Below are 17889 nucleotides of genomic sequence, written 5' to 3' on the forward strand. Positions count from 1 at the left end.
GCGCTTGGCGCATTGTGCACCTTATATGCGCAATCAAAGTCCAGCGAAATGCCGGTGATCGTGGAACTATTATGACTTTCCCTATCATCGGAAAAACGCTAGATACGCGCAGATACTCAGACGCATGCCTGTTGTGGCATCGCCAAGAATAAAGGAATCGAAACTTGTCCTCTACTTTTGACAAAGTCGCCGACATCATTGCCGAAACAAGCGAAATCGACCGTGACACCATCACGCCCGATAGCCATACCATTGATGATCTTGGCATCGACAGCCTCGACTTCCTCGACATCGTATTCGCTATCGACAAAGAATTCGGCATCAAGATTCCGCTTGAACAGTGGACGCAGGAAGTTAACGAAGGTAAGGCTCCGACCGAAGAATACTTCGTTCTGAAAAACCTCTGCGCCAAGATTGACGAGCTGGTTGCAGCCAAGAAGGGCTGAACAGCCACGCAAGCTGACGGTATTAGAGCGCCTTCGATCTGATAAAATCAGATTGGCGCTCTAACTTATTTTTAACGCGCATCTTATCCGAAAACCGTTTCACACTTTTCGGGATGCGTTAAAAAGGGTGAACATCCCTGTTCGCCCTGATTCCGTTTCAGGATCAAGCGCAGCATTTACGGGCAGGCCGAACCATGCAAAGCAATAAAGTCGTCATTACCGGTATTGGCATCATCTCCTCGCTCGGCGAAGGGCTGGATGCGCATTGGAACGCTTTTTCAACGTCAGGTTCTCAACCGCGCCTCGAAAAGCAAGCCTTTGCGCCCTATACAGTTCATCCGCTTGGTGAAGTCGATTGGGGGTTGCAGATACCCAAGCGTGGCGACCAGCGCCAGATGGAAACATGGCAGCGGCTCGGCACCTATGCGGCAGGCCTTGCGCTCGAAGATGCCGGTATCAAGGACAACGAAGCCCTTTGCGCCAGCATGGACATGATCGTGGGAGCCGGTGGTGGTGAACGCGACATTACTGTCGATATGCAAATTCTCGAAGAAGGACGCATCAGCAATAATCGCGGTGAGATGCTCAACGAGAAGCTCTCGACAGAGTTGCGCCCTACCCTGTTTCTTGCCCAGCTTTCCAACCTGCTGGCGGGCAATATCTCCATCGTTCACAAAGTCACCGGTTCTTCGCGCACCTTCATGGGCGAGGAAGGTTCGGGTATTTCGGCTATTGAAACAGCGGCTGCCCGCATTCGTTCAGGACAGAGCACGCATGCGTTGGTCGGCGGCTCTTATAATGCTGAACATTTCGATATGATTCTCGGCCACGAGCTTGGCGGTTTGCTCAAGCATGATGGTTGGGCACCGCTCTGGGAGCGTGAAGGTTCAGCCGGTGGCGGCATGATTTCCGGCTCTGGCGGCGTGTTTCTGGTGCTCGAAAGCGCTGAACACGCGCAAAAGCGCGGTGCACGTGCCTATGCCGAGATTGCAAGCATTGAAAGCGAGCAAATCCGCCGCGATACTGCCGATCTTACAAACGCAATTCGCGATCTTGTGATTGCGGCCAATGGCGGCAAAGAGCCTCAATATGTGGTTTCGGGTGCTTCCGGCGCGCATGCTGCAACAACCGGTGAAAAGGCAGCACTTGAAGGCATCAATGCCGCCTATCGCGGGATTGCCGGTCTGACCGGTCATTTGCGTGAAGCACAGTTTCCACTGGCGCTGGCGCTTGGAGCGATTTCTGTCTGGAAAGGTGAGGCTTTCACACCATCAAGCGCAGCTGAAAAAGCCATTGATGGAACAATCAGTGAAGCCATTGTCACCACCATCGGTGCAACACGCGCTGAAGGTGCCGCAAAGCTGGTGAGAGCATAAGATGACCAAATATACAGACCATCTCGGCCGTCCCATTGTTGCCATCACGGGTGCAGGCGTTGTTTCTTCGCTCGGACAGGGCAAGGAAGACAACTGGGCCTCGCTTACCGGTGGACGCTCGGGCATTCATGAAATCAGCCGTTTTCCGACAGAAAGCCTGAAAACGCGCTTTTCCGGCACGGTGGATTTTCTTCCTGAAAGCAATATTGGCTCGTCCGCGCTGTCTGAGGCGCTGGCGCGTCTTGCCGGTGAAGAAGCCCTCGCCCAGTCAGGTCTTTCAGTTACCAATTTTGGCGGCCCGCTTTTCCTTGCAGCCCCTCCCGTTGAGCTCGATTGGAAGAGCCGCTTTGCACTGGATGCCAGCATCAAGGATGAAGGCCCGGCAAGCTATCAGCTTCTGCTTGAAGCCTGCCGTCGTACACGTCAGGATGAGCTCTTCAATACAACACAGTTCGGCTATATAGCAGAACGCCTGTCGGAAGCTTTTGGCACACGCGGTCTGCCGGTAACACTCTCGACCGCCTGCGCTTCAGGTGCAACCGCAATTCAGCTCGGCGTTGAGGCCATTCGTCGTGGCGAAAGTAACCGTGTTCTTTCGATTGGCACAGATGGTTCGGTATCGGCTGAATCGCTCATTCGCTTTTCGCTGCTCTCGGCATTGTCCACACAGAACGACAAGCCGGAAAAGGCATCCAAGCCTTTCTCCAAAGACCGTGATGGTTTTGCCATGGCCGAAGGCTCTGGTGCTCTGGTCATGGAATCGCTTGAAAGCGCGCTTGCGCGTGGCGCGAAGGTGCTTGGCATTCTTGCCGGTTGTGGCGAAAAGGCTGATGACTTCCACCGCACCCGCTCAAAGCCGGACGCTTCACCTGCAATTGGTACAGTGCGTGCCGCACTTAGTGATGCAGGCCTTACCGAAGATCAGCTTTCCTATGTCAATGCACATGGCACTTCCACACCTGAGAACGACAAGATGGAATATCTTGCGCTTTCAACTGTGTTTGGCGACCGGCTCTCTTCGATCCCTGTTTCATCGAACAAGTCGATGATCGGCCACACGCTGACCGCTGCCGGTGCGATTGAAGCGGTATTCTCATTGCTGACAATTCAGACAGGCACCTTGCCTCCAACCATCAATTACGACAACCCAGATCCGGCAATTCCGCTGGATGTGGTGCCAAATGTGAAGCGCGACGCACAGGTTTCTACCGTGCTTTCCAACTCATTTGGCTTTGGCGGACAGAATACTAGCCTTGTATTGACAGCAAATCCGAATTAATCGGGTCCAAAGTTATGTATTCTCGGTAATCCCGGTCAGCAGATCGCTTTCCGGGATTATGTCTTGAAAAGGATAAATTCATGCGCGCCTTGCAGCTTCTCGACGATCGTCGTCTTGAAATGACCGATATTGCTCCGCCACCTGCCCCCGGCAATGGTGAAGTGACAGTCCGTATCAAGGCCGTCGCACTCAACCATATTGACGTATGGGGCTGGCGCGGCATGGCATTTGCCAAGCGCAAGATGCCTCTGGTGATCGGTGCGGAAGCTTCCGGCGTCGTCGATGCAATCGGCCCCGGCGTATCCAATGTTCTGCCGGGTCAGCTTGTTTCGATCTATGGTGCGCGCACCTGTGGTCTTTGCAAGGCCTGCCGCGAAGGTCGCGACAATCTTTGTAAACATGTGGGCGGCGTTCATGGCTTCCATCTTGATGGCTTTGCCTGTGAAGCTGTCAATCTGCCAGCACGTTTGCTGGTTGCGGCGCCTCCCGGCGTTGATGCCATTGGTGCGGCTGTTGCTCCTGTTACCTTTGGTACGGTCGAGCATATGCTGTTTGACAATGCGAAGCTCCAGCCGGGTGAAACCGTTCTGGTTCAGGCCGGTGGTTCCGGTATCGGTACGGCTGCCATTCAGCTTGCCAAGAAGATGGGCTGCACAGTCATTACCACCGTTGGCTCGGACGACAAGATCGAGAAGGCCAAGGCACTCGGTGCCGATCATGTCATCAATTATCGCGTGGATCGCTTTGAAGGTGTTGTGCGCAAGCTCACCAAGAAAAAGGGCGTTGATGTTGTGTTCGAACATGTCGGTGCCGACACATGGGCAGGCTCAATGCTCTGCATGAAGCGCGGCGCACGTCTCGTGACCTGTGGTTCGACCTCCGGCGTTTCGACCAATATGAACCTGATGCAGCTTTTCCAGCAGCAGCTTAAAATCCTCGGCTCATTCGGTTGCCGCATGGAAAACATGGCTGATGCGATGCAGAAAATGGCACAGGGCGTTGTTCATCCGGTTATCGACACCATTGTCGGCTTTGATGATATTGGCACTGCACTGAAGCGCATGGAAGGCCGTGACGTGTTTGGCAAGATCGTTTTGCAGATCGACTAGGCCTGAATGTTCAAGATTAAGCTTCTTCTCTTCAAGTGGTCACGAAAGCTCAAGCAGTTTAACTACTGGCTTTGGGCGCAGGCCGTCTTTATCGCGCTGGCTCTGCTGCGTCTCCTGCCTGCGAAAAGCGCAATCCGCTTTTCTGCATGGTTTGCGCGCAAAGTAGGCCCACTCACACCACGGCATAAGGTCGCGACCAACAATCTGCGTCATGCCTATCCTGAGAAGAGCGATGCTGAAATCGAAAAGATCGCCGTCGAAATGTGGGATTCGATGGCGCGTCTTTTCGCGGAATATATCTTTCTCGATGCGATCTTCGATTTTGATCCGAACGCTACAGAACCCGGACTAATTGAAGTTGACGGCATTCCGATTTTCGAACGTCTGCGTGACGAGACAAAGCCGCACATCTTCTTCACCGCACATACCGGCAATTTCGAGCTTCTGCCGATCTGCGCCGGTACGTTCGGTCTGGATGTAACCGCCCTCTTCCGCCCGCCGAACAATCCCTATATTGCCAAGACCGTTCTCAAAGCACGTAAGACCAATATGGGGCATCTGGTGCCATCAAAGGCCGGCGCCGCGTGGTCGCTGGCGCGCGTTCTGGATGCTGATGGCAATGTCGGTATGCTGGTGGATCAGAAGTTCCAGCGCGGAGTTCCCTCGACCTTCTTCAACCGTCCGGTTAAGACCAATCCGTTGCTCGCAAAGCTCGCGCGTCAGTATGATTGCGACGTCTATCCGGCGCGCTGCATTCGCCTGCCCGGCGGGCGATACCGGCTTGAGCTAAAAGAGCGCATGGAACTGCCGCGCGATGAAAAGGGTGAGATCGATATCGCCGCGACCGCGCAACTTCTCAACGATACGGTTGAAGGCTGGGTGCGTGAATATCCTGGCCAGTGGATGTGGTTCCACAAGCGCTGGGGCTAGAAATCAATATCTGCGTTCGGCCAGCAAAGGTCGGACGCTTTTTTGTTTGAATAAGGCAAGTGTTTGCCAAGGGAGACAACCATGCGTCCTATCGCTATCGCCCCATCCATTTTATCCGCCGACTTTGCGCGTCTGGGAGAAGAAGTCGATGCCGTGCTTGAAGCCGGTGCCGACTGGATTCATATCGACGTCATGGATGGGCATTTTGTACCGAATATTACGTTTGGCCCACAGGTGGTGAAAGCAATTCGCCCGCGCACGCCGGCTTTCTTCGACACGCATCTAATGATCGCGCCTTGCGATCCCTATCTTGAAGCTTTTGCCGATGCAGGCTGTGACCTGATCACGGTTCATGCCGAAGCTGGCGCGCATACGCACCGCTCACTCCAGAACATCCGCGCTTTGGGCAAGAAATCCGGTCTGGCGCTCAATCCCGCTACCCCTGTCGAAGCATTGACCAACGTCATTGATGATGTTGATCTCGTACTTGTCATGACTGTTAATCCGGGCTTTGGCGGCCAGAAATTCATTGCGCCGATGCTCGATAAGATCAAACGCGTGCGCGAGATGATTGGCGACCGCCCGATTAATATTGAAGTTGACGGCGGAATTACGCCAGACACTGCCGGTTTGGTCGTTGCGGCCGGCGCCAATATTCTTGTCGCCGGTTCTGCTGTTTATAAAGGCAACTCAGTCGAGAGCTATGCCGCCAACATCAAATCCATTCGCGCAGCCGCAGAAGCAGCACGCTAAACAAGCCACTTTTCCGGTGGAATGCGTTGAGCAGAGCCTTACGCTCTGCTAAACACCGCGTATTCCCTCTAAATACCTGCAGCCCAGCAGACGGGCCGCCAAAACAGGATATGCCCATGATCCCGCGCTATTCCCGACCAGAAATGGTCGCCATCTGGTCTCCCGAAACAAAGTTTCGCATCTGGTTCGAGATCGAAGCCTATGCCTGCGAAGCGCTTGCTGAACTGGGCGTCATCCCGAAGGAAGCTGCAAAGACCATCTGGGAAAAGGGTGATGCCGCCAAGTTCGACGTTGCGCGCATCGACGAGATCGAAGCCGTCACCAAGCACGACGTCATCGCGTTCCTCACGCATCTCGCTGAATTCATCGGTCCAGACAGCCGTTTCGTGCATCAGGGCATGACCTCGTCGGACGTGCTCGACACAACGCTTAATGTGCAGCTCGTTCGTGCCGCTGACCTGCTTCTCGCAGACATGGACCGTGTGCTGGCAGCGCTTAAAAAGCGCGCATTCGAGCATAAGGATACCGTTCGTATTGGCCGCAGCCATGGCATTCATGCCGAACCGACCACAATGGGACTGACTTTCGCCCGGTTCTACGCCGAAATGGTGCGCAACCGTGCACGCCTCGTTGCAGCACGCGCGGAAATCGCGACCGGTGCTGTATCGGGCGCTGTTGGCACCTTCGCCAATATCGACCCGCGCGTTGAAGAATATGTCTGTGAAAAGCTTGGTCTTGAAGCAGAGCCAGTTTCAACGCAGGTTATCCCGCGCGACCGTCACGCCATGTTCTTTGCAACACTCGGCGTTATTGCCTCGTCGATTGAGAACGTCGCCATCGAAATCCGCCACATGCAGCGCACGGAAGTTCTGGAAGCGGAAGAATTCTTCTCGCCCGGCCAGAAAGGCTCTTCCGCAATGCCGCACAAGCGCAACCCTGTTCTGACAGAAAACCTGACCGGCCTTGCCCGTCTGGTTCGTATGTCGGTTGTGCCTGCCATGGAAAACGTTGCTCTCTGGCATGAACGCGATATTTCGCATTCAAGCGTTGAGCGTGCGATTGGCCCGGATACCACGATCACCCTCGACTTTGCGCTCAACCGTCTGGCTGGCGTTGTCGAAAAGCTGGTGATCTATCCGGAAAACATGCTCAAAAACATGAACAAGTTCCGTGGTCTTGTGCATTCGCAGCGCGTTCTGCTGGCACTCACGCAGGCTGGCGTATCGCGTGAAGATTCCTACCGCCTCGTGCAGCGCAATGCCATGAAGGTCTGGGAACAGGGTGCAGACTTCCTCGAAGAATTGCTTGCTGATCAGGAAGTTCGTGCAGCGCTTTCCGAAGAACAGATCCGCGAAAAGTTCGATCTTGGCTATCACACGAAACACGTCGATACGATTTTCAAACGGGTTTTCGGTGAAGCATAAGCCTTCATAAAACGAATCCGAAAAAAGCCCCATGTTTCTGTAAACATGGGGCTTTTTGACATTCAAATCAGGCGCTCTTTTTGATCGTATTGATCACATTGCCCCATGGGTCTTCAAAGACGTGGTTATTACCACCACGCGTATCTTCCAATTCGACCCATGCCAAACCAGTGCGATCTTTATCGCGCAAGCCAGCACCTGAACTCTGCCAGGCATTGGCACCAATGTGGTGGTGATAGCCGCCAGTGGACAGGAACACGGCCTTGTCGCCATAGGTTTGAACAGTGTCAAAGCCAAGCTGCTGATGCCAGAAGGTTTCCGCATCCTGCGCGTTGCCGACGCGCAGATGAACGTGACCGACCACTGTATTCTGTGGCGCGCCGATCCACTCACCGCCTTCGCGATCAACAACGTCGAGAAGGTTTTTGACGTCGAGCGCTTCGGTGCCCATCTTCACGCGATCACCATTCCACTGCCAGGTATCGTGTGGACGGTCGGAATAGATCTCAATGCCGTTGCCTTCGGGATCGGTCAGGTAAATGGCCTCGCTGACATTATGATCCGAAGCACCGGCGACAGGCAGCTGCTTATCGATAGCGCGGCGTGACCAGCGTGCGAGATCGCCACGGCTCGGCAGCAGGAAAGCCGTGTGGTAGAGACCAGCGCTGCGTGGATCATCAGGCTTTGCAGCAGAGAACTGCTCGATTTCCATCAACTCACGGTCGCCTGCGCCCAGTACAATAGAAGCGCCACGGCGTGTCATTTCACGTAAGCCCACGACATCGCGGTAATACTCGGCCAGTGCCTCCGCATCACGTGCCTTAAGGCCCACGCGTGCGACACGCACCGGTGTTGTCATTGCGAAAGGCAAAGGAGCGCTCTTTTCAGCAGTCGCCATATTCAGTGTATCTGTCATTTTATTCTCCTTCGGCGGCATGTCCGCACGCGCGGAAAGGATATTGCTCATCACAGCAGCGCCTGCAGAACCAAGTATCGTTCTTCTGCTTATGGTCATAGCCGTGGAACCCTCTCCGTAATTATCTTCCCTCCAAAGATCACAATTTAGCGAGCGTTTCACAAGATAGCGATCAGCGAACAAGCTGTTCATCATTTGCATCACCTACGCTCGTAAAACAGCGCTATAGCCCAGCTTGAAGATGCATTGAAACAGCTCTAAATAGGGGTCATGAAAGTCAAAGACGCAGATATTCTCATTATTCCCGGCTACACCAACTCAGGCCCCGATCACTGGCAAACCCGTTGGGAGAAAAAACTCTCCACGGCAAGGCGGGTTGAACAGGCGGAATGGTCGAAGCCAGTCAAAGACGATTGGGTTGCACAGGTGGTCAAAGCCGCCAATGAAGCAACGAAGCCAATTGTGCTCGTTGCTCATTCACTTGGCGTTGCCACAGCTGTTCATGCCATTCCGCAAATTCAGCACAAGGTTGCTGGTGCATTTTTTGTTGCACCTCCCGATGTGGCGAATGAAAAAATCCGACCGAAGCACCTCATCACATTCGGCCCTTACCCACGTGTGCGTTTGCCGTTTCCAACGATTGCCGTTGTCAGCCGCAACGACCCCTTCTCCAGCTTTGACGCCGCAGAAGACGTGGCGAAAGATTGGGGTGCAATGTTGATTGATGCCGGTGATTCCGGCCACATCAACGCGGACTCAGGTCACGGACCATGGCCCGAAGGCACGATGGTTTTTGCAGAGTTCATGACCAATCTGCAACCACCAAAATCACATTAAATCAATGTGTTGTATGCTTTTCTAAACAAAAAGATTCAATTTAACTTTTGAAAACGGCAGATGAAAAATCTGCCGCTTTTCTTTATGAACGAACAGCATCTATCAGTGTTTTTGCGCCAAGGCGCAGATAGCCACCGTCATTTCCAAGTGTCAGAAACTGGAAGCCAAGCGGGATATAACGCCGCGCGAATTCTGCCGAAGGCGAATAGATGCCGGCGAATTTTCCAGCGGCAGCCGCCTTACGGGCAATTGTGCTGATTGGTTCAATGATGGCTTCGGAATTCGGATTGGCTTCGCGGCCATTGCTCCAGGCAATCGAGAAATCCGCAGGGCCAACAAAAACGCCATCAATGCCACGCACATCAAGAATGGCATCCAGTGCATCATAAGCATCGCGTGTTTCAATCATCGCAAAAGCAAGTGTGTCCTGATTGGCCGTGACAAGATAGTCATTCGAGCCCGGTGCGCCGTAATCGGCATTGGCGCGGAACACGCCCCAAGAACGCTCGCCTATTGGCGGATATTTCATTGAAGCGGCAAATTTGTGCGCATCTTCAACCGAGTTAATCATTGGCGCGATAACGGCTTGCGCGCCAAAATCGAGCGCACGGCTTGCCATATCGAAGCGTCCAACAGGAATACGAACAACCGGCGGCTTGCCCGCATTCAGAATCAAGCCAAGACTGCGCAGAACGCTCTGCTCATCATGGCCACCATGCTGCATATCAAGCGTGACCGCTTCAAAGGCGCTATGCGCCAGAACTTCTACAGTGAGTGCTTCCGGCAAGGATGACCATGCAGAAAGAACTGTTTCTCCGGCACGAAGACGCGAAGACAAAGACATGCTTATTCCCCATTACAAATATTCAGGGCGGAAATGCTATCTACATTTCCGCCCCGACATACTGATTAGTCTTTCTGCACTTGCTGAACTGCTTCCTCAAGGAAAGCGAACATTTTTTCACGAATGGTTTCGTCTTCCACCTTCACCCCAGCCGCATCAAAATCAGCACGCAGCTTGCGGAATACGTCTTCATCACCTGCTTCTTCAAAGTCGGCTGCGACAACGTCACGAGCATAGGCTTCTGCATCTGCGTCGTGCTTGCCCAACAGTTCTGCGGCCCAAAGACCAAGAATCTTGTTACGGCGCGCTTCTGCCTTGAAGCGAAGCTCGGCATCATGTGCAAACTTGCTTTCGAAAGCGTTGCGGCGTTCATCCATGCCAGTGGCCATTCATACAACTCCCAAGCTGTTAACTTATATAAGATCGTTATCCGTTCTCTTGCCTAAAGCTGGCAAGGAGAGCAAGATTATACAAGTGCCAAACATCACTTTCTTGATTAATATGGCCGTTAAACGCTTAAAACGGGGGAACGGGTGTAAAGCAGGATTGTTAAAAGCCCACAATTGCTATACGTAGCCCGCGAGAATAGCGGCACAAGCCGATCATCACATTTTTGGAAATCCGAGAAAAGCCATGAACCGTCGCCGCCGTATTTACGAGGGCAAGGCCAAGATTCTTTATGAAGGCCCTGAACCCGGTACTCTTGTCCAGTTCTTCAAAGATGACGCAACCGCGTTCAACGCGAAGAAGCATGAAGTTGTTGACGGAAAAGGCGTGTTAAACAACCGCATCTCGGAGCACATCTTTACCCAGCTTAATCGCATTGGTATTCCAACCCACTTTATCCGCCGTCTCAACATGCGTGAGCAGCTGATCAAGGAAGTGGAAATCATCCCGCTTGAAGTCGTTGTGCGCAACGTTGCGGCTGGTTCGTTATCCAAGCGCCTTGGTCTGGAAGAAGGCACGGTTCTGCCGCGCTCGATCATCGAGTTTTATTACAAGGCAGATGCGCTTGATGACCCTATGGTCACCGAAGAGCACATCACCGCTTTCGGCTGGGCAAGCCCTGCGGAAATCGATGACATTATGGCTCTTGCCATTCGCGTCAACGATTTCCTGACCGGCCTGTTCCTCGGCATCGGCATTCAGCTTGTTGACTTCAAGATGGAATGCGGACGTCTGTTTGAAGGCGATATGATGCGCATCGTCGTTGCTGACGAAATTTCACCAGACTCAGCACGTCTTTGGGACATCAACACCAATGACAAGCTTGATAAGGACCGCTTCCGCCGCGATATGGGCGGACTGGTTGAGGCTTATCAGGAAGTGGCGCGTCGTCTCGGCATCATGAACGAGAACGAATCACCCCGTCCTTCCGGCCCTACGCTTGTGAAGTAAAAATCCGCACAGCCCGGCAACTCGCGTGCCGGGCTGTTTTCATTGTCTTTATTACAGATCAGCAGGAACTACCAAGTGATCAAGGCACGCGTCACCGTTACACTGAAAAACGGCGTTCTCGACCCGCAGGGCAAAGCTATTGTCGGCGCGCTCGGCAGTCTGGGCTTCGAAGGAATCAACTCCGTCCGTCAGGGCAAGGTCTTTGATCTTGAACTCGAAGGCACGGACAAGGCGAAAGCTGAAGCCGAAATCAAGGCCATGTGTGAGAAGCTGCTCGCCAACACGGTCATTGAAGATTACGCAATCGTCATCGCCTGACGCACTGCGGCTGAAACCAAGTTTTTTGCGCGCCTTCAACTCGCTTAAGCAACGATTTTGAAGGGCACTCAAATCAAAGAGACGTAAAACGCCATGAAAGCAGCAGTCGTTCTTCTTCCGGGCCTCAACCGTGACCGCGACATGATTGCGGCCATCACCAAGATTTCCGGTCAGGCACCAATTACCGTTTGGCAGACAGATACTTCCATCCCTGACGATGTTGATCTGATCCTCATTCCGGGTGGTTTCTCCTATGGCGATTACCTGCGCTGCGGTGCAATTGCTGCACGTATGCCAGTGATGCAGGCTATCCGTGAGAAAGCCGACAAGGGTGTCATGGTTATCGGCGTCTGCAATGGCTTCCAGATTCTGGTTGAAGCCGGAATGCTGCCGGGTGCGCTGATGCGCAACACATCACTGAAGTTCGTCTGCCGCGAAGTGAAGCTCGAAGTCAGCAATGCGAACACCGCATTCACGCGCGGCTATCAGCCGGGCCAGATCATCCGCTGCCCGGTTGCGCATCATGACGGCAACTATTTCGCCGATGCTGAAACGCTGAAGCGCCTCGAAGGTGAAGGTCAGGTTGTGTTCCGTTATGCCGAAGACACCAACCCGAATGGTTCGGTCAATGATATTGCTGGTATCGTCAATGCACGCGGTAATGTTCTTGGCATGATGCCACATCCCGAGAACCTGATTGAAGCGGCCCATGGCGGCAGCGATGGCCGCGCGCTTTTTGCAGGCGCTCTTGGTATTGCTGCCTGAGACTGATAATAATTACACTCATCGCAAAGCGGCCTTCGGTTAAACCCGGAGGCCGTTTTTTTATTTCCCGTTTAAACCGATACTCAATCCTCTGGCACTCTTTGAAAATTCATGCCAGCTTATGCGGAGGATACTTCCTGCGGCAACCGAATCGGGGAACGATACCGATGCAATTATATTCACGCCCTCTCTCCCCTTATTCCGCTTTTGTGCGCGGCGTTCTTTATCTCAAAGAGCTGCCATTCAAACCGCTCAATCTGTCTTACCCATTTCCTGCTGATTTTGGCGATGTGACACCGCTCAAGCGTGTTCCTGTGCTGATTACCGGCTCAGGCGAAACGCTGTTTGAAGCAATCGTCATTGCTGAATATCTTGAAGATCATTATCCGGACACGCCTGTCCTGCCCGGAAGCCCGCGCGAGCGCGCTCTGATCCGGCTTCTGGCACGTATTGCTGAAATCGATATACTCGAACCGGCAATGAAGCTCTTTATTCTTCAAAGCAAACCAGAACGAGACGCGGCAACGATCGAGCGGCTTTTCACGAAGCTGCATAAGGGCCTGAGTGTTGTTGAATCGCGCCTGACCGATCATGATTTCGCACTCAATGATGCGCCGACACTTGCCGATGCATGGCTGCTGCCCGTGCGTTTTCTCATGGAGCCACTCAAGAAGCTTTCTGGAAAAGATGATTTGCTGGCGGCTTACCCAAAATTCGACACATATGCCGTGAAAGCAACGCGCGACCCTGCATTCGAACTCATATGGAATGAAATGAGTGACGGATTAAAGGCTTTCATGCCGCAACTTGCTTGAATGATCTCACCTGACACAATGTGAGCTTTTAGGGTTCGCGTTAACACCTTGTTTCTACACGCTTATCGGCTGGCCAATTTTCTGCGCTCTGCCGAACGCGTTTTGATGGAGTCTTCCTTGAAGAATAAGACCATTGCGCTTGTCGCTCTGCCTGCTCTTGCGCTTTTTTCAGCCTGCTCGCCAAAGCCTGCCCCCGGCCCTGTTGCCCTTGATTCGAATAAGGCAGCGCTGCCAACCATGGAGCGCATTGCACTCGGCGCCAACAGTTGCTGGTTTAAATCAAAGGACAAAGGCTTCCGCGGTTATGCATTAGCGCCGGAGTTAAATTCATTTACTGGCCGTCCGCGTATTCTGGTGGTTCCGTCGCGCAATCTTGCAGGGCGTCCCTTGCTCGTTGTTCAGGCCCAGGGCAATCCAGCCCGGATCGAGGCCTTTGGTCCTATGATGCAGCAAAGCCATGGCAGCCGGATCGCCACGGATATCAATCGCTGGGCATCAGGCGAAAAGGGCTGCTGACCGGATAAATAATTAGCGGATATGGAAGCGTACCTTGCGCGCTTCCATGTCAGCGTCCACCCGCGTAATACCAATATCGCGCAACTGATCGTCCGTGAGGTTCATCAATTGAATGCGGCTGCGGCGCAGCATGGCACGCAATTTCCACCATTCGACAAAGCGCTGCCAGACAGAGCGGGAAGCATAACAAAATTCACTTTCCCGCGCGATGATTGTATCAATTGTATCTATTTCATCATGCTTAATTGACGTATATGTCATAGCAAAAAGCCTTTTATATGGGCAAAACCGCTATTTCAAGTTCGTGTGACGCTTGAATGCTCAAATACAATTGACTCAAGAACCGACACAATGCTTATATTGTGACCATGACAAATTGGCTCCCCGATCTCACCGGCAAGTCCGGTCCGCTTTATTTGCAACTCGCTGATGCGATTGAAGAGGCAATTGCCAACAACTCTTTGCCAGCGGGGCAGAAACTGCCACCCCAGCGCAACCTGGCCTTCGATCTAAAGGTGACAATCGGTACAATTGGGCGCGCTTATGCGCTTGCGCACGAACGTGGGCTTGTAACCGGCGAAGTTGGCCGCGGAACCTATGTGCTTGGCAAGACTGATCGAAAGGATGCGCCCCTCGCCTATTCCAGCGATGGCATAGCGGGCACGCGAATTCAGGATGCCCCGCTCGACAAAGGGCGCTTTGACACGACTGCGGCACCGGATATTGGACAGAACGCGGCGCTTGAGCCACTTATCACGTCTGTTATCCGCAATTTCCCGCATGAAATCGTTAATTACACGCGGTATTTTCCGCAACACTGGCTTGAAGCCGGTCGCCAATGGCTCAATCAGGAAAATGCGCCCGCCGATGCGAGCAACATTGTGGTCACCAACGGCGCGCATGCGGGTGCAGTTGCGGCAATTACGGCCTTTACCGCACCCGGTGACAGGATCGTTTTTGAAGATCTCACTTATACACAGGTGAGCCGTTCCGTCCGAATTACCGGGCGACGCATTGCGATTGCCGCAAGCGATGAATACGGAATGATCCCGGAAGAATTTGAGCTGGTCTGCAATCAACAGCATCCGACAATGGCATTTCTGATGCCAAGCATCCACAACCCCACACTTGCAACCATGCCCTATGAGCGCCGGGTTGCAATTGCCAATATCGCAGCGCGGCACAATGTCTGGCTGATCGAAGACGACACTTACGGGGTCATGACTCGATCAAATATCCCGAAAATTGCAGACATTGCGCCAGAGCGCACCTTTCTCTTAGGCAGTCTTTCAAAAGCGGTAACGGCTGGTTTGCGTTGTGGCTGGGTGGCCTGCCCTCCGCATTGTGCGCAGCGTTTGAGGGTGACCCATAAACTGATGACCGGCGGCGTGTCCTTTCTGCTCGCTGAAACGGCTGCTCAAACCGTGCTTTCCGGTCAGGCGAATGCCCTGCTGGACAAGTGCTCTGCGGAAATCGAATGGCGCGAGCGGCTGGCCCGCGAAATCTTTGCCGGTTACGACTTCGTTTCTTCACCGCATGTGCCTATCCTCTGGTTGAAACTGCCCGAGCCCTGGCTTGCCAGCACGTTTAAAGCCGCGGCCTATGAAAACGGATTGCTGATCGATGATGAAGACGAGTTCAAAGCCGGGCGTATCGATCGGACATATCATCGGGTTCGCATCGCTTTTTCCTCGCCGGCCGACCGCAGTGATGTCGAAAATGGCTTCACAGCCCTACGTCAGCTGCTGGAAAACGAACAAGCAGGCTATGAAGGCAGCATTTGAACCGGGAAATCGGCATTTTCCTGTCGCGCTTCCAACAGAGTTAGGTTAAAGAGGCCCCTTGAAACCTTAGGTGTCCGCCCTTCGGCAGAAGTTTCCGGGTACCGCAGCCTGCGACGGGGTCCCTCATCTCCATGACTATTTCCAATAAGCGCGATATCACGCCGGAACTTATCTCTGCCCACGGCCTCAAGCCGGACGAATACCAGCGTATTCTTGATCTGATCGGACGCGAACCAAGCTTCACGGAGCTCGGAATCTTCTCGGCAATGTGGAATGAGCATTGTTCCTACAAGTCGTCGAAGAAGTGGCTGCGGACGCTGCCAACGACTGGTCCCCGCGTACTTCAGGGCCCCGGCGAGAATGCCGGCGTTGTGGATATTGGCGATGGCGACTGTGTCGTCTTCAAGATGGAAAGCCACAACCACCCATCTTACATTGAGCCTTATCAAGGGGCTGCGACAGGCGTTGGCGGCATTCTGCGCGATGTTTTCACCATGGGCGCACGTCCGATTGCAGCCATGAATGCGCTGCGGTTCGGCGAGCCTGATCATCCGAAGACCCGCCACCTCGTTTCCGGTGTTGTTTCCGGCGTTGGCGGTTATGGCAATGCCTTCGGCGTTCCGACCGTCGGCGGCGAAGTGAATTTCGACAAGCGCTATAACGGCAATATCCTCGTCAATGCTTTTGCTGCCGGTCTTGCCAAGCATGACGGCATCTTCCTGTCAGAAGCCAAGGGCGTTGGCCTGCCGGTTGTCTATCTCGGTGCCAAGACGGGCCGTGATGGCGTGGGCGGTGCCACCATGGCATCGGCCGAGTTTGACGAATCGATTGAAGAAAAGCGCCCGACCGTTCAGGTTGGTGACCCATTCACCGAGAAGTGCCTGCTCGAAGCCTGTCTTGAGCTGATGGCTTCGGGTGCTGTTATTGCGATTCAGGACATGGGTGCGGCTGGCCTCACCTGTTCTGCCGTTGAAATGGGTGCCAAAGGCGATCTTGGAATCGAGCTCATTCTCGATCATGTTCCGGTTCGCGAAGTGAATATGACAGCTTATGAAATGATGCTGTCGGAAAGCCAGGAGCGTATGCTCATGGTTCTCAAGCCTGAAATGGAAGAAGAAGCACAGGCGATCTTCCGTAAGTGGGGTCTTGATTTCGCGATCGTTGGAAAGACAACCGATGATCTGCGCTTCCGCGTCATTCATCAGGGCGAAGAAGTTGCCAATCTGCCGATCAAGGAACTCGGCGACGAGGCTCCTGAATATGATCGTCCGTGGATGGAACCGGGCAAGCACGCTCCGCTACCAGCAGCCAATGTGCCGCAGGTTGAAGACTATTCCGATGCGCTGCTCAAGCTCGTCGGTTCGCCGGATGGTTCGTCGCGCCGCTGGGTTTATGAGCAGTATGACACGCTCATTCAGGGCAATTCATTGCAGCTTCCGGGTGGTGACGCCGGTGTGATCCGCGTTGAAGGTCATCCCACCAAGGCACTCGCTTTCTCGTCTGACGTAACGCCACGCTATTGCGAAGCTGATCCGTTTGAAGGTGGCAAGCAGGCGGTTGCTGAATGCTGGCGCAACATTACCGCAACCGGTGCTGAGCCGCTCGCTTCGACCGACAACCTGAACTTCGGCAATCCTGAAAAGCCGGAAATCATGGGTCAGTTGGTCAAGGCAATCGAAGGTATCGGCGAAGCTTGCCGCGCGCTCGATTTCCCAATCGTTTCGGGCAACGTCTCGCTCTACAATGAAACCAATGGCGAGGCGATCCTGCCGACTCCAACCATTGCAGGTGTCGGCCTTATTCCTGACTGGTCTCAGATGGCCAAGATAGGCGGCATGCAGGATGGCGACACGCTGGTTCTGCTGGGTAGCGACGGCTCACATCTCGGTCAGTCGATCTATCTGCGTGATCTGTTTGACCGCGCGGATGGTCCGGCACCAGCCGTTGATCTTGGGCTTGAAAAGCGTACCGGCGAATTTGTTCGCTCAGCGATCCGCAATGGTCAGGTGACAGCCTGTCACGATTTATCCGACGGCGGCCTTGCTGTTGGTGTAGCTGAAATGGCAATCAAATCTGGCAAGGGCGCTGTACTTGATGCCGGTGACGGCCTGCCACATGCAACGCTCTTTGGTGAAGATCAGGCACGTTATGTCGTCTCAGCTACGCCTGAAATGGCAAAGCTGATTGCGCTCAATGCTGAAGGTGCGGGCCTGGCATTCCGCATACTTGGAACAGTTGGCGGTGATCGTCTGAAATTCGGCACGATCATCGATGTTTCGGTCGCAGACCTAACTGCTGCCTTTGAAGGCTGGTTCCCAAGCTTTATGAGCGGCGAAGCTTCGGTCGATAACTAAGCGTTATTGGTCGGCACTGTTACCA

General features: G+C 53.7%; 19 protein-coding genes. 15 read left to right on the top strand and 4 right to left on the bottom strand.

Annotated features, from left to right (window positions below):
• Positions 1-164 precede the first annotated feature (164 nt).
• From ABE530_RS08005 to purB, 7 genes are all read left to right on the top strand, one after another.
• Entirely contained in the window at positions 165-446 is a 282-nt protein-coding gene (locus ABE530_RS08005; protein ID WP_024897522.1) for an acyl carrier protein, read from the top strand.
• Between the two features lie 194 nt (positions 447-640).
• The gene (locus ABE530_RS08010; protein WP_265983598.1) at positions 641-1822 is read left to right on the top strand and encodes a beta-ketoacyl-ACP synthase; all 1182 of its coding nucleotides are present in this window, start codon (positions 641-643) and stop codon (positions 1820-1822) included.
• Between the two features lies 1 nt (position 1823).
• Positions 1824-3101, top strand: a complete 1278-nt coding sequence (locus ABE530_RS08015; RefSeq protein ID WP_499694188.1) for a beta-ketoacyl-ACP synthase — start codon at positions 1824-1826, stop codon at positions 3099-3101.
• An 80-nt stretch (positions 3102-3181) separates the two neighbouring features.
• Positions 3182-4210, top strand: a complete 1029-nt coding sequence (locus ABE530_RS08020) for a zinc-binding dehydrogenase (RefSeq protein ID WP_499694189.1) — start codon at positions 3182-3184, stop codon at positions 4208-4210.
• A gap of 6 nt (positions 4211-4216) precedes the next feature.
• Positions 4217-5140 carry a lipid A biosynthesis lauroyl acyltransferase gene (locus ABE530_RS08025; RefSeq protein ID WP_265983595.1) on the top strand — a complete coding sequence of 308 codons (924 nt, stop codon included), beginning with the start codon at positions 4217-4219 and terminating at the stop codon, positions 5138-5140.
• An 81-nt stretch (positions 5141-5221) separates the two neighbouring features.
• Positions 5222-5893, top strand: a complete 672-nt coding sequence (gene rpe / locus ABE530_RS08030) for a ribulose-phosphate 3-epimerase (RefSeq protein ID WP_499694190.1) — start codon at positions 5222-5224, stop codon at positions 5891-5893.
• A gap of 116 nt (positions 5894-6009) precedes the next feature.
• Entirely contained in the window at positions 6010-7317 is a 1308-nt protein-coding gene (gene purB, locus ABE530_RS08035) for an adenylosuccinate lyase (RefSeq protein ID WP_265983593.1), read from the top strand.
• Positions 7318-7384: 67 nt separating this feature from the next.
• On the opposite strand, the gene ABE530_RS08040 is transcribed toward purB, so the two are convergent.
• Positions 7385-8254, bottom strand: coding sequence for a VOC family protein (locus ABE530_RS08040; RefSeq protein ID WP_499694243.1), 870 nt, complete (start codon positions 8252-8254; stop codon positions 7385-7387).
• 249 nt (positions 8255-8503) lie between these two features.
• On the opposite strand from ABE530_RS08040, the gene ABE530_RS08045 reads away from it, so the two are divergent.
• Positions 8504-9070, top strand: coding sequence for an RBBP9/YdeN family alpha/beta hydrolase (locus ABE530_RS08045; RefSeq protein WP_499694191.1), 567 nt, complete (start codon positions 8504-8506; stop codon positions 9068-9070).
• Positions 9071-9152: 82 nt separating this feature from the next.
• Here the strand turns inward: ABE530_RS08045 and ABE530_RS08050 are convergent, their stop codons facing one another.
• On the bottom strand, positions 9153-9920 hold the full coding sequence (locus ABE530_RS08050; protein WP_499694244.1) for an HpcH/HpaI aldolase family protein: 768 nt from the start codon (positions 9918-9920) through the stop codon (positions 9153-9155).
• 59 nt (positions 9921-9979) lie between these two features.
• Complete coding sequence (locus tag ABE530_RS08055) at positions 9980-10303, bottom strand: DUF1476 domain-containing protein (RefSeq protein ID WP_265983590.1); 324 nt, start codon at positions 10301-10303, stop codon at positions 9980-9982.
• Positions 10304-10547: 244 nt separating this feature from the next.
• Between ABE530_RS08055 and purC the strand changes: the two genes are divergently transcribed.
• The 5 genes from purC to ABE530_RS08080 all read left to right on the top strand — a co-directional run bounded on the left by purC (position 10548) and on the right by ABE530_RS08080 (position 13726).
• On the top strand, positions 10548-11312 hold the full coding sequence (gene purC, locus ABE530_RS08060; protein WP_265983589.1) for a phosphoribosylaminoimidazolesuccinocarboxamide synthase: 765 nt from the start codon (positions 10548-10550) through the stop codon (positions 11310-11312).
• A gap of 75 nt (positions 11313-11387) precedes the next feature.
• Positions 11388-11630, top strand: a complete 243-nt coding sequence (gene purS, locus ABE530_RS08065; protein WP_265983588.1) for a phosphoribosylformylglycinamidine synthase subunit PurS — start codon at positions 11388-11390, stop codon at positions 11628-11630.
• 93 nt (positions 11631-11723) lie between these two features.
• Complete coding sequence (gene purQ / locus ABE530_RS08070) at positions 11724-12395, top strand: phosphoribosylformylglycinamidine synthase subunit PurQ (RefSeq protein ID WP_265983587.1); 672 nt, start codon at positions 11724-11726, stop codon at positions 12393-12395.
• 167 nt (positions 12396-12562) lie between these two features.
• A complete protein-coding gene (locus ABE530_RS08075; protein ID WP_265983586.1) occupies positions 12563-13210 on the top strand; it encodes a glutathione S-transferase family protein in 648 nt (215 codons plus the stop codon).
• 117 nt (positions 13211-13327) lie between these two features.
• Positions 13328-13726: a hypothetical protein gene (locus tag ABE530_RS08080; protein ID WP_499694192.1), complete on the top strand. Its 399-nt coding sequence runs from the start codon at positions 13328-13330 to the stop codon at positions 13724-13726.
• Positions 13727-13738: 12 nt separating this feature from the next.
• Here ABE530_RS08080 and ABE530_RS08085 read toward each other — a convergent pair whose 3' ends face one another.
• The gene (locus tag ABE530_RS08085) at positions 13739-13987 is read right to left on the bottom strand and encodes a DUF1127 domain-containing protein (RefSeq protein WP_265983584.1); all 249 of its coding nucleotides are present in this window, start codon (positions 13985-13987) and stop codon (positions 13739-13741) included.
• A 107-nt stretch (positions 13988-14094) separates the two neighbouring features.
• Here ABE530_RS08085 and ABE530_RS08090 point away from each other — a divergent pair, with 107 nt between their 5' ends.
• Entirely contained in the window at positions 14095-15510 is a 1416-nt protein-coding gene (locus tag ABE530_RS08090) for an aminotransferase-like domain-containing protein (RefSeq protein WP_499694245.1), read from the top strand.
• Positions 15511-15641: 131 nt separating this feature from the next.
• Positions 15642-17864 carry a phosphoribosylformylglycinamidine synthase subunit PurL gene (gene purL, locus ABE530_RS08095; protein WP_499694193.1) on the top strand — a complete coding sequence of 741 codons (2223 nt, stop codon included), beginning with the start codon at positions 15642-15644 and terminating at the stop codon, positions 17862-17864.
• The last annotated feature ends 25 nt before the right edge of the window (positions 17865-17889 follow it).

The sequence above is a fragment of the Brucella sp. TWI559 genome (genome assembly GCF_039674265.1).
Lineage (GTDB): Bacteria > Pseudomonadota > Alphaproteobacteria > Rhizobiales > Rhizobiaceae > Brucella > Brucella chromiisoli.